This is a genomic window from Nonomuraea sp. NPDC050663 (assembly GCF_044456985.1).
Classification (GTDB): Bacteria; Actinomycetota; Actinomycetes; order Streptosporangiales; family Streptosporangiaceae; genus Nonomuraea.
In genome coordinates this window covers 99,419-111,216 of sequence record NZ_JBITGL010000017.1, presented here as the reverse complement: position 1 = coordinate 111,216, position 11,798 = coordinate 99,419, and the positions used below count along the sequence as shown (strand labels likewise).

Sequence of the window (11,798 nt, the reverse complement as noted above, 5' to 3'; positions counted from 1 at the left end):
GGGCTCCTCACTGTTCGGCGCGCAGCAACCGGATGAAGGCCTTCAGCCCGGTGATCACCTCGTGGTTGTCGGCCATGCCGTTCACCGTCTCGGCGAAGCGTTGCGAGATGCCGTTGACCCTGCGCTCGGCGTCGTGGACCCGTCCCTGCAGCAAGGCGATCTCGTCGCGCAGGTGGCCGTTCTCCTCGGCCATGCGCTTCAGCTCCTGCTCGTGCCGCTGGACGGACTCCCGCATGGTCAGCACGTCGTCGCGGGGATGCGTCGCGCTCGTCGACAGGCTGGTGATGCGGCGGCGCAGGTGGCCGAAGTAGGCGACGGCCGGGCGGAAGAGGGTGCTCAGCAGGTAGAACCCGGCGAAGTAGTAGCCCACCTGGCTGCCGGAGAAGTAGCTGATCACCCCGACCACGACGGCCGAGAGCAGGTGGCCGCCGATCGCCAGGCGCAGCATGCGCCGGGCGATCCTGCGCGCCTCCTCCTCGTGGTGGGCGTCGATCTCGATGCCGCGCCTGCGCGACTCTTCCATGCTGCCCACGGCGCGCAGCGCGCCGAAGTACAGGTTCCACGGGATGATCAGCAGGCCGACCAGCCAGGCCAGGCTGACGAAGCCCAGGGCGAGCGAGAGCAGGGTGGACAGGGGCACGTCGAGGAAGATCAGTAACCAGATCGCGAAGAGCGCCACCACCACCGTGACCGGAAATATCCAGAATCGCATGGAATCGAGTCTCGTTCCGGCGCTCCGGGGCCGGTAAGCGCTCGGATACTCAGTTACCCGTGAGTAGCGTCAGTCGCGGCGGAAGAGCCGCCGCCACCACGGGTCCTGCCGGGTCTCCGCGACGGGCTCGGCGGCGAACTCCGCGGCGGGCCGGTCGAGCGCCGCCAGAGCCTGCGCGGCCGACGGCCGTCGTGCCGGTGACACGTCGAGCATGCGCGCCACCACCTCGGGCGGATCGGCCAGGAACCGCTGCGCGATCACCCCGGCCGCGTAGACGTCGGAGGCGGCGTTCATCAGGTCGGGGCGGTTCTGGCACTCGGGCGCCACGAACTGCGTGTCGAGAACGTTGCCCAGCTCGTGCGCGACGGTGTAGGCGCGCGGGCCGGGCTTGGCGTAGTCGAAGCCGGTGAGCATCGCGTGACCGTCGTCGGTCACCAGCACGCTCGCCGGGGTCAGCGCGCGGTGGATCACCCCGTGGGCGTGCGCGTGGGCCAGTCCGGCCAGCATCTCCCTGATCACGCCCAGGCCCACCTGCCTGCGCAGCTGGAGCGCCTCGCCGTGCACGTCGTCGAGGACCAGGACGAAGCGGCTCTCGTCGTCGATGGCGAAGAAGTCGCGCGGGCGCACCACGTTGGGGTGCGGCGGCAGGATGGCCAGCGACTGGTAGGCGTTGGCGATGCGCTGCAGCTCGGCGGCGCGCGTGGCCTTGTCGGCCATCGGATCGGCCTGGTAGACGCGCAGCAGCACGGTCTGGCTGCCGGGCAGGGTGGCGTTGAAGGCGCGATACTCGGTGACCTTGGCGTCGCCGCCGAGCTCCTCCTCCACCTCCCAGTGGCCGAACCTGGGCGCGGCCGTGCTGCGGCGGACCATCGCGTTGAGCGAGTCGAGGATGGCGCCGCGGTAGGACCTGGCGTCGGTGGTGCCGCCGCGCCGCACCCGCCGCACGTCGCCGAGGGTGTCGATGAGGCCGGGCAGGCCGCTCACATGGCCGGTGTCGCGGTTGTCGGGGTCGACCAGCTTGGCGTCGGGCGCGGTCAGCACGACGAGGCTGTCGACGTAGACGCGCTCCAGCTCGCGGTGCTTGTCGACGAGCAGGCCCTTGATCGCCCTGGCGGTGCCGCGGAGCTTGACCGCTGGCGAGCCGTACGCGGGGCTCCTCGACGGGAACCAGCGCGGGCCGGCGACCTCGATGCGGCCCCTGGTGCCCTTCACGTCGATCACCACCAGCGAGTGGCCGGTGATGACCAGGAGGTCGACCTCGAAGACGTCGTCGCCGCGTGGCACCTCGACGTTGTGGAGGAGCAGCCAGTCGTCGGGCGCGTGGTCGCGCAGATGGGCGATCACGCGGCGCTCGGCATCGTTGACCGGGCGCCCGCCTCCGACGATCTCTGCCATGGGGATCATCTTCGCATGTTTTCGATTGACAGCATGCTGTCGAAATGACAGTATATTGTCATGAACACGATCTACATGGGTGTGTACGACGGCCTGTCCGACTGGGAGTCCGGCTACGTCACCGCCGGGCTCGCCGAGCAGCGTGTCGTGACCGCCGCACTGACGCTCGACCCCGTCTCCACCATGGGCGGGCTGCGCATCCTGCCCGACGTGCAGTTGTCCGAGGTCGAGCCGTCCGGCTCCGCGATGCTGGTCCTGCCCGGCGGTGAGCCGTGGGAGAGCGGCGACTCCCTGGCCCCGTTCGCCGGCAAGGCCGCGGCCTTCCTCGAAGCGGGGGTGCCGGTCGCCGCGATCTGCGGGGCCACGCTCGGCCTGGCCCGCGCCGGACTGCTCGACACCCGCCGCCACACCAGCAACGCGCCCTTCTACCTCGCGATGGCCGAGGGGTACGCCGGCGCGGAGCGCTACGTCGACTCCCCGGCGGTGACCGACGGCGACCTGATCACCGCTGCCGCCTACGCCCCCGTCGAGTTCGCCCGGGAGATCTTCGCCAAGCTGGAGGTCTACCCGCCGGTCGTGCTCGACGCGTGGTACCGGCTGTTCGGCAAGAAGGACCAGTCGGCCTGGGAGGTACTGTCCTCGGCATGACCTACCCGCACGGTCCCATGCTCACCGACGCCGCGCTCACGGTCTACCGGCTCAACGGCCAGTTCCTCGCCCTCGGCGACGCGCTGGCCCGGCCCGCCGGCATCACCGTGGCCTGGTGGCAGGTGCTCAGCGCGGTCCTCGACACGCCCATGTCCGTGGCCGGCATCGCCCGGCTGCGCGGCCTGACCCGCCAGGGCGTGCAGCGGGTGGCCGACCTGCTCGTCGACAAGGGGCTGGCGGAATACGAGACCAACCCCGCCCACCGCCGTGCCAAGCTCCTGTGCCCCACGGCGGCGGGCCGGGCCGCCATCGAGGCCATCGACCCCGACCTGGAGGCGGCGGCGGATCGCGTGATCGGGGCTCTCGGCCACGACGGCCTGCTGGAGGTCATCGACGCGCTCAGGCGGCTGTCGTCCGCGCTGGAGTTCGATCCGGCCGACCTGAAATCGATGCCATAACCCGAGTCAAGGTCCTTTACTCCGGAATCCCTTGCGTTCCCCCACCGATCTAGCTGATAGTGACCATCTGTGCACAGATCGTTGGGGGTAGCTGTGACGAGGATCCTGCTCGCCGAAGACCTGCACCTGATCAGGGGTGCACTCAAGGCTCTGATCGACTCCGAGCCCGACATGGAGGTCGTCGACGACGTCGACAACGGCAACGACATCGTCAAGGCCGCCTTACGCTGCCGCCCCGACGTGGCCCTGGTCGACATCGCCCTGCCAGGACTCGACGGCCTCACCGCCGTCGCGGAGCTGCGCCGCGAGCTGCCGTCGTGCCGGGCGGTGATCCTCACGGGCCTGGCCACGCCCACCGCGCTGCGCCGGGCCCTCGCCGCCGACGTGCAGGGCTTCGTCGTCAAGGACGCCAGGCCCAGCGAGCTGACCGCCTGCATCCGCAGGGTGATGCAGGGGGAGCGGGTGATCGACCCCGAGCTGGCCGTGGCCGCGCTCAAGGCACCCGAGAACCCCCTGACCGCGCGCGAGCTCGACGTGCTGGGCGTGGTGGCCGAGGGGGCGACGATCGAGGACGCCGCCGTACGGCTGTGCCTTTCCGACGGCACCGTCCGCAACTACATGTCGCGCATCCTGATGAAGGTCGGGGCGCGCACCAGGGTGGAGGCCGTCGAGATCGCCAGGGAGGCGGGCTGGTTGTGGCCCGCCTCCCTGGGACGTTTCGGCCTCATCCGATGGCGTCAGCGCAGGTGATGGCGGAAGAAGGCGAGCAGATCGGCGGCCAGCTCGACCCCCCTGCTGTAGGCCCGCCGCCCGTGGCCCACGTGGCGCTCACGCCGCAGGTAGACGTGCTCGACCCCCGACTCCATCATGGCCGCGTACATCTTGCGCGCGTGCATCGGATCCACCCGGGTGTCGCCCTCGAACACCGTGAAGAGCGTCGCCGGATACCGCACCCCAGGGCGCACGTGGTGGTAGGGCGAGTAGGCCATCAACCACTCCAGCTCCTCGGGCACGTCGGCCGAGCCGTACTCCTGACGCCACGAGGCGCCCATCCCGAACAGCTCGTAGCGGGCCATGTCGAGCACGGCCGCCGACATCACGGCCGCGCCGAACAGCTCGGGACGCTGCGTGATCGCCGCGCCCACGAGCAGCCCGCCGTTCGACTCGCCGCAGGCGCCCAGCTGCGACGGCGTGGTCCAGCCTCCCTCGATGAGGAGGGAGGCCGAGGCGACGAAGTCGTCGAAGCTGTTCTGCTTGTCGGCCCGCATGCCCTGCCGGTGCCACTCCTCGCCGCGCTCGCCGCCGCCCCTGACCCCGGCCAGCGCGAAGACACCCCCTGACAACACCCACGGCAGGATGTAGGTGGAGTAGGCGGGGGTGAGCGGAATGCCGAAGCCGCCGTAGCCGTACAGGATGGTCGGGCGCGGGCCGCTGTCGCCGGGCCTCGACAACACCAGCACCGGCACCCTGGTGCCGTCGGCGGAGATCGCCTCGACCCGCTCGGAGCGGATCTCGGCCTCCATGACCGGCGCCTCGCCGGGGTAGCGCAGCACGGTCGAGGGCGTCACGTAGTCGGTGTAGACGAACCAGGCCTCGTCGCCGCGCACGCTGATCGGCCCGACGGAGCCGGGACCCGGCAGCGGCACCTCGCCGATCCTGGCCCCGCTGTCGAGATCGTGCACGGTCACCTCGGACACCGCGTCACGCAGCCAGGCCACCAGCAACCGGGTCTCCAGCACGGCGAAACCGGCGAACACCGCCTCGGGATCCTGCGGCACCAGCTCCCGCCACTCGTCAGGACGCCCGGGATCGGCCACGCACAACCGGCCGAGCGGCGCGTCGCGATCGGTCGCGACGTACAAGCGCCCGTCGGGGCCGACCGCCGCCACCGTGCGAGCCTGGACCCCCTCCTGTACGGCACGCGTCGTCGACTCGGGCAGGTCGATGATCCGCACATCGCGGTCCTGGGCGACGACGAGCCAGCGCCCGTCGTGGCTCAGCCCGATGCCCTGGCCCTTGCACAGCCGCTCCTCCGGCCCGCCCACCCGGCGAAGCCAGACGGCGCCCTGGCGCACGTAGTAGAAGGCCTTGCCGTCGGGCAGCCAGGCCACGGGGGAGTATCGGCAGTCGGGCACGGGGCCGTCGACAATCTGGCCGGTGTCGGCGTCGACGACGTACAGCGCCGAGCGCTCGTCGCCGCCGCGCGACAACTGGAAGGCCACCTGGCGGCCCTCCAGGTCGGGCTGCCAGTCGTCGAGCACCGTGGCGCCGCTGGAGTCGAGCAGGTTCGGATCGATCAGGGCCTTGTCGTCGCGGTAAAGCACGGCGTGGTCCTGCCAGGCCGCGCGCCTGGTGATGAACTGGTGCTCGCCGCGCCACGTGGGCGCCGACACCTCACCCGCCGCCGACATGGCCCTGATCTGCGCCATGGCCTCCTCGCGCCAGGCGAGCTTCGACAGGTGACGGTTCCAGAGTTCGTCCTGGCGCAGGTGCCAGTCCCGGGTCTCCCGGCTGCTCGGGTCCTCGAGCCAGCGGAAGGGGTCGTTCACGCGATCCTCCAGTGTCCTACCAGGTCGGCGTAGAGAGGGGAGCGGTCGAGCAGGTCCTCGTGGGTGCCGAGCATCACGCCGGTGCCGTCCATGACGAGCACCCTGCGGGCCCGGACCGCCGAGCTGATCCGATGGGCGATGACGACGAGCGTGCCGCCGCGCCGGGCGAAGGCCTCCTCGGCCCGCGCCTCGGCGGCGGCGTCGAGATGGCAGGTGGCCTCGTCGAGAATCACCAGGCGGGCGGGCGACAGGTAGGCGCGCACGAGGGTGATCAGCTGGCGCTCGGCGGGCGACAGCAGCGCCGGGTCGATCTCGGACTCCAGCCCGCCCAGCCGGGCGACCAGGTCCTCCGCCCCGACCGCGCGCACCGCGGACATGACCTCGCCGCAGCCCAGGTACATGAGGTTCTCCAGCAGCGTGCCCCTGAAGACGTAGGCCTCCTGCGGCACCAGGACCCGGTTGACCGGGTCGATCAGGTCGGCCCTGATGCCCCCGACCAGCACCCATCCCGCGTCGGGCGACAGCAGCCCGGCCAGCAGCGAGGCCAGCGTCGACTTGCCGATGCCGCTCGGCCCGACCACGGCCAGGTGCTCGCCCTCGGCCAGGTCCAGGTCGAGCCCGTCGAGGACCGGCTCGGCATGCGGGCCGTAGGCGAAGCGCACACCGCGCAGCCGGGCCCCGCCGCTGCGACCGCCCTCCAGGACGGAGCGGGGCGACGGGATGGGCGCCGACTCCAGCACGCGCCCCAGCGAGACGCCCAGCCGTACCCCGTTGGCCCCCAGGCCCTCGAACAGGTTGCTCAGCGCGGGAACCAGCGACTGGGTGACGTAGGTGAGCGCGCCCAGGACGACCCCGGGCCCGGCGCCGAGCGAGGGCGCGCTCGCCAGAACGATCACGACCGGCAGCCAGCCGCCCACGGCCAGGGTGAGCGTGCGCGCCCCGGTGAGCCCGGCCAGCCGCGTGCCCGCGCGCGCCTGGGCGTCGACGCGGGCGACGACCTGGTCGCCGATACGTTCCTCCGCCCCGGCGGCGCTCACGTCGCGCAGCCCGGCGGCCATCGCGGTGACGGCCTCGGCGGTGGCCTCGTCGGCCAGCAGGAAGGCGCGGTGGCGCCGGGCCAGAGCGGGCAACGACGCCGCGAACAGCGCCAGTCCGGCGAACACCGGCGGCAGGATGAGCAGCACCAGCTCGGGGACGAGCGCGGCCAGCCCGATGACCACCCCGGCCAGGCTGAAGACGAAGGAACGCAGGACGGTGATCACCGCGGCGAGGGCGTCGCGGGCCAGCTCCACCTGCAGGTTGGTGCGGGCGAGCGCGGCGGTGTCGCCGTCGGCGCGGTGCAGCACGCCGTTCACGACCCGGCGGAGCAGCGCCTCGCGGAAGGGCTCCACCAGGCTCGCGATCGTCATGACGACCTGACGGGCGCCCACGGCGCCGATCACCCAGGCGGCGCCCAGCGCGCCGAGCCAGAGCAGGCCCGTCACCGGCTCGCCCGCCGCGAAGCCGTCGTCGATGGCGTGGGCCAGCACGATGCCCAGCACCGCCATGGGCAGCGCCTCGACCACCGACCAGCCGGCCAGCGCCCACAGCAGCCGCGGCCTGGAGGCGAGGATCTGCCGGATCAGCCCCAGGCGCGCGCCGCCGCGAAGGGCACGGAGCCTCATGCAAACACCGCCCGATAACGCGGGTCCTGCCAGAGCCGCTCGTGGGGCCCTTCGGCGCGCACGCGGCCGTCCTCAAGCCAGATCACCCGGTCGGCCGCAGCGGCGGTGGCCACGCGGTGGGTGACGATCAGGCGGGTACGGCTGTCGCGCGACAGGGCCTGGCGCACCTGATGCTCGGTGACCGTGTCGAGGCTGGAGGTCGCGTCGTCGAGGATCAGCAGCCGGTCACCCTGCGCGAACGCGCGGGCCAGCCCGAGCCGCTGGCGCTCACCGCCGGACATCGGCGCCTGCGCGAGCGGGGTGTCGTAGCCCTCGGGCAGGCGGCGCACGAAGGCGTCGGCCCCGGCGTGCTCGGCCGAGCGGATCACGGGCGCCTTGCGGCCGTTCAGCGCGATCATGCCCGCCACGGTGTCGCCGAGCATCGCGGGCCGCTCCCACGCGTAGCCGACCGCGCCACGCAGCGCCGCGCGGCTCAGCCACGGCAGCGGCACCCCGTCGAGCCTGACGGTGCCCTGCGGCGGGTCGGCCATGCGCCCGGCGAGCTCGGCCAGGCGCGACTTGCCCGATCCGCTGCGCCCGACGATCGCCACGCAGCTGCCGCCCATGATGGCCAGGTCCAGGCCGTCGGTGCCGCGGATCTCCAGGGTGCCGGGTCCCGGCGGCAGCTCACTCCTGCCGTACCTGGTGGCGGGCTCGTCGAGCAGCTCGGTCAGCCGGGCGGCGGCGGCGCGGGCCCTGGCGAGCCCGGCGAGCTGGCCCACCGCAGAGCCGAGCGCGGTGCCGAGCACGACGTAGCGCGCGGCCGCGTAGAGTTCGCCGACGCTCAGTTCGCCCGCGGCCAGGCGGAATCCGCCCATGCAGAGCACGACGATCTCCAGGAGCGGCACCAGCAGCCCGGCACGGACCGCGGCGTCGGCGTTCGCGCGCCACAGGCCCATGGCGTGGGTGCTCAGCCGGGGCAGGACGTGGAGGATCCGGCCCGCCTCGCGTTCCGCCGAGTGCGCGGCGGCGATCGTGCGGGCGCCCTTGATCGCGTCGAGGAACCGGCCCGCCAGCTCGGCCTGGGCCTCCTGGTATCCGGCTGCCAGGTCGGTGGAGGTGCGCAGGAACGCCTTGAGGATGAGGGCGATGACGACGAGGCCGGCCGTCAGCGCGACGGCCAGCCAGGGGTCGATCACGATCAGGAGGACGAGAGCGCCGGCCGAGGGGATCAGCAGGCTCAGGCCGGAGACGATGGAGTCGGGGGCGCGGCCGGTCTCCTCGGCGTTGAGGCCGATCCTGGTGGCCAGGTCGCCCTCGGTGAAACGCCGGGTCAGGCGCGGCCCCACGCCGAGCACGTGTCGTACGGCCCGGCGGCGTACCCAGGCGGCGGCGCTCGCGCCGCTCGCGCCGGAGGCCCACGCGGCCAGGGCGTCGCAGCCGACCAGCGCGGCCGCGGTCACGGCGGCCAGCACCGGCCACAGACTCTGGCCGGGGGTGTCGACCGCCTTGCCGATCAGATAGGGGAGGGCGAGGAGGGCCACGGAGGTGACCACCGACGCCAGGGCCAGCAGCATGGTCCAGACGCCCGCCTGTCGCAGGGTTCTGGTGACCAGCCGGTCCGCCGCCCGCACGCGGCCTCCCTTCGTCGGACGAAACCCGGGAGCCCTCACCGAGGGCTCCCGGGCATCGGCGTTCGCCTAGTGGCAGATCAGCAGGCTGAGGTTGCTCGGCGTGTGGGAGTTGCATCCCAGGACGGTCAGGGTGCTGCCGCCGCCGTGGCCGTGGCCGCCGCCGGGAACTTCGAGGGTCTGGAGGTCGAGCAGGGTCATGATCGTTGCCTTTCTGAATGAAGTGCTCTTAATTGGCCGGACAAGGGCAGGACCCGGTCACACCTCCTGAGGGGTCGAGGAATGGCAGGGACGCACCGCCGAGTGCGAGCAAGATGCCGGCGGTGCCCGTTGCGAGATCCATCGACAACCGCAGGAGCTGGTTGCCGGGGAAGGCCAGACCGCCCATGAACGGCAGGGCGTGCCAGGCCAGACCGGAGACGAGCCGATCGAGATCGTCACCGGATCCTTGGAGGCCGCGAAGTGCGGCGATCATCCCGGCCCGGCCCGCGAACAGACCCGGCTGGACGAAGTAGCGCCCGCGCGTGACGAGCATCGTGTCGGCCAGGGCCCGCTCGAACTCGTCGTCGAAGACGTGGCGGAGATACCTGGCGATGACCAGCGCGATGCCGACCGAGCCCTCGTCGAGGTAGGGCAGCGTGCGCCAGCCCTGGTTGACCTGGAGCGAGCCGTCGTCGGTGCGCACGCACCTGCGCAGGTCCTGCCTGATCGCGGTCCTGGCGAGCTCCAGGAGCTCCGGGTCACGCGATCGCTCGTAGGCGTGGAGGAACAGGAGGGCGACGCCGGACGAGCCGTACATCAGGCCGGCGCGGGGATGGTCGCCGCCGCTGATGTCGGGGACGTCGTCCGGGCCGCCGAGCCGGTCGGCGCAGAGCTCGACGATGTCGCCGGCGTCGAGGCCGAGGCGCATGCGCGCCAGGCCGATGCCCGCGAGGCCGCCGAACAGGTCGAGCCCCAGGTGCCCGACCTGTTCGCAGCGCCCGGCCAGCTCTCGCGCCGCCTGGTGGTGGCCGAGCTCGTCGAGGACGTAGGCGACGCCGTGCAGGCCGTCATAGAAGCCGCTGACCGACGGGTCGGTGTGCCGCGTGAGCCAGTCGAGCTGCTCGTCGGTGGCCTCGCCCAGAGCCAGGAGCACGCCGGCCGCGCCGTAGGCCAGGCTGGTGCCGCCGCCCGGCTGGAACTGCGCCGGGTCGCCGGGGAAGAGCCTGTCGGTGCGGTCGGGGGTCTCGCTGGAAAGGATGGCCGTCCGCAGCCTGGCGGGGCTCAGCGGCGGCGGTCCCGCCATGGTCCTGACCGCCTGCCTGATGAACTCGGCCGGCACCGGGAACTGCTCCTGGATCAGCTCGGCCAGGTGGAAGACCTTGCCGCGGTCGAGGGGCAGCATGACCGTGGTCTGCGGCGCGAAGAGGTTGAGCCGCATGCTGGCCAGGGCGTACCGGTCGACGTCGAGTCCGCGCCAGCCGCGTGGCGCGGCGTAGGCGGGGTTGGCGAGCGTCGCGGTGGCGTCATCGGCCGCGAGGGAGGAGACCTCGTAGTCGATGAGCACCACCCGCCGCTCCCGGGTGATCAGGATGTTGTTGGGGTGCAGGTCGCCGAAGACGACGCCGCGCTCGTGGATGGTGGCGACCGCCCGCTCGACCCGCTCGGCCGTCTCGACGGCCCAGGCCGTGTAGTCGGCCAGGTCGCGCTGGTCGAGCGGGAAACGCTGGACGATCTGGCGTTGCAGCGGGTTGCCGTCGACGAACTCCATCACGATGAACTCGTGCTCGCCGAGCGAGAAGCTGTCCTTCAGCCGGGGCACGGCGTCGAGCCCCTGGAGTCTTTCCAGGATCGCCTTCTCGTGCCTGAGCCGGGCGACCGCGTCGCGGCGGGCGGTGTCGAGGCCCGCGTGGGGCCTGGCCTCCTTCAGGACCACGCGCCGGCCGTCGCTCTTGTCGGTGGCCAGGTAGACGCCGCCGCCGTTGGAGAAGGCCAGCACGCTCTCGATCTCGTACGGCAGGCCCTGCATGGTGACCGCGTTGCGCGCCGCGAGATGGGGTTCGAGGAAGGCGGGCAGCTCGATCCAGGCGGGTACGGCGAAGCCGGGGCCGCGCCTGTCGGGGACCAGTTCTCCCTGGTCGTTCTCGATGGCCAGGACGAGCCGGCCGTCGTCGCCGAGCACCTTCTTGGGGACGAACCCTCCGTACCTGACGTACAGGGGGCCCTGGCCGTAGCGCAGATCGCTGAGGATGTACGGCCCCGGCGTGCCGGTCAGGAGGCCGTCGAGCTCTTCGAGGGTCTCCTTGAGCTGGACGTCGTCCTTGGGGTAGATCGTGACGAGTTTGCCGCTGGAGCCGCGGTCGGCCGCCTTGCTGTTGAGCATCGCGACGACTGTTCGGCTGCGCAGGAACTTGAAGGGGATCTTCCGTGGCACGCAGTAGTCCCAGACCGTGGAGATGACCCGTTCCGCGTCGTCGAGGCCGGCGCTGGCGTGGATCTTCCAGCCCTGCGCGGGCAGGCTCTGACCTTCGGGGGCGTAGTGCATCCACGTGTCGGTGGGGGCGTGGAGCCAGCCCTCCGGGGTGGATTTGGTCGGATAATCCGCCCTTTCTTCTGAAAAGGCGTCATAGAACAATGGATTGGCAAGGCAGTGAAGTTCGTACTGTTCTAACAACCTTGCCTCCTTAATTCGCTGTTTACTCCTGCAATACTTACGGATAACCAGAGCTGTTCCTAGTGAGATTTTCACCGGTCACCGGTGAGGAATTAACTAGGCAATAAAT

The 11,798-nt window shown here is 71.6% G+C and carries 10 protein-coding genes; 3 read left to right on the top strand and 7 right to left on the bottom strand.

Going from position 1 to position 11,798, the window contains the following annotated elements:
- Positions 1 to 7 precede the first annotated feature (7 nt).
- A complete protein-coding gene (locus ACIBH1_RS38305; protein ID WP_397318952.1) occupies positions 8 to 712 on the bottom strand; it encodes a hypothetical protein in 705 nt (234 codons plus the stop codon).
- A gap of 69 nt (positions 713 to 781) precedes the next feature.
- On the bottom strand, positions 782 to 2,107 hold the full coding sequence (locus tag ACIBH1_RS38300; protein WP_397318951.1) for an NERD domain-containing protein kinase family protein: 1,326 nt from the start codon (positions 2,105 to 2,107) through the stop codon (positions 782 to 784).
- Between the two features lie 60 nt (positions 2,108 to 2,167).
- Between ACIBH1_RS38300 and ACIBH1_RS38295 the strand changes: the two genes are divergently transcribed.
- The 3 genes from ACIBH1_RS38295 to ACIBH1_RS38285 all read left to right on the top strand — a co-directional run bounded on the left by ACIBH1_RS38295 (position 2,168) and on the right by ACIBH1_RS38285 (position 3,963).
- Positions 2,168 to 2,755 carry a type 1 glutamine amidotransferase family protein gene (locus ACIBH1_RS38295; protein ID WP_397318950.1) on the top strand — a complete coding sequence of 196 codons (588 nt, stop codon included), beginning with the start codon at positions 2,168 to 2,170 and terminating at the stop codon, positions 2,753 to 2,755.
- A complete protein-coding gene (locus ACIBH1_RS38290; protein WP_397318949.1) occupies positions 2,752 to 3,213 on the top strand; it encodes a MarR family winged helix-turn-helix transcriptional regulator in 462 nt (153 codons plus the stop codon). The genes ACIBH1_RS38295 and ACIBH1_RS38290 overlap by 4 nt, the downstream gene beginning before the upstream one ends.
- 93 nt (positions 3,214 to 3,306) lie before the next feature.
- Complete coding sequence (locus tag ACIBH1_RS38285; RefSeq protein WP_397318948.1) at positions 3,307 to 3,963, top strand: DNA-binding response regulator; 657 nt, start codon at positions 3,307 to 3,309, stop codon at positions 3,961 to 3,963.
- Here ACIBH1_RS38285 and ACIBH1_RS38280 read toward each other — a convergent pair.
- The 5 genes from ACIBH1_RS38280 to lanKC form a co-directional block, all read right to left on the bottom strand.
- On the bottom strand, positions 3,951 to 5,762 hold the full coding sequence (locus ACIBH1_RS38280; protein WP_397318947.1) for a prolyl oligopeptidase family protein: 1,812 nt from the start codon (positions 5,760 to 5,762) through the stop codon (positions 3,951 to 3,953). The genes ACIBH1_RS38285 and ACIBH1_RS38280 overlap by 13 nt on opposite strands.
- Positions 5,759 to 7,426, bottom strand: a complete 1,668-nt coding sequence (locus ACIBH1_RS38275) for an ATP-binding cassette domain-containing protein (RefSeq protein WP_397318946.1) — start codon at positions 7,424 to 7,426, stop codon at positions 5,759 to 5,761. Before ACIBH1_RS38275 ends, ACIBH1_RS38280 begins: the two co-directional genes overlap by 4 nt.
- Complete coding sequence (locus ACIBH1_RS38270; RefSeq protein ID WP_397318945.1) at positions 7,423 to 9,039, bottom strand: ABC transporter ATP-binding protein; 1,617 nt, start codon at positions 9,037 to 9,039, stop codon at positions 7,423 to 7,425. Before ACIBH1_RS38270 ends, ACIBH1_RS38275 begins: the two co-directional genes overlap by 4 nt.
- Positions 9,040 to 9,105: 66 nt before the next feature.
- Positions 9,106 to 9,237 (bottom strand): SapB/AmfS family lanthipeptide, encoded by a 132-nt coding sequence (locus ACIBH1_RS38265; RefSeq protein ID WP_397318944.1) that lies wholly within the window; start codon positions 9,235 to 9,237, stop codon positions 9,106 to 9,108.
- A 28-nt stretch (positions 9,238 to 9,265) separates the two neighbouring features.
- Entirely contained in the window at positions 9,266 to 11,689 is a 2,424-nt protein-coding gene (lanKC, locus tag ACIBH1_RS38260; protein ID WP_397318943.1) for a class III lanthionine synthetase LanKC, read from the bottom strand.
- Between the last annotated feature and the right edge of the window lie 109 nt (positions 11,690 to 11,798).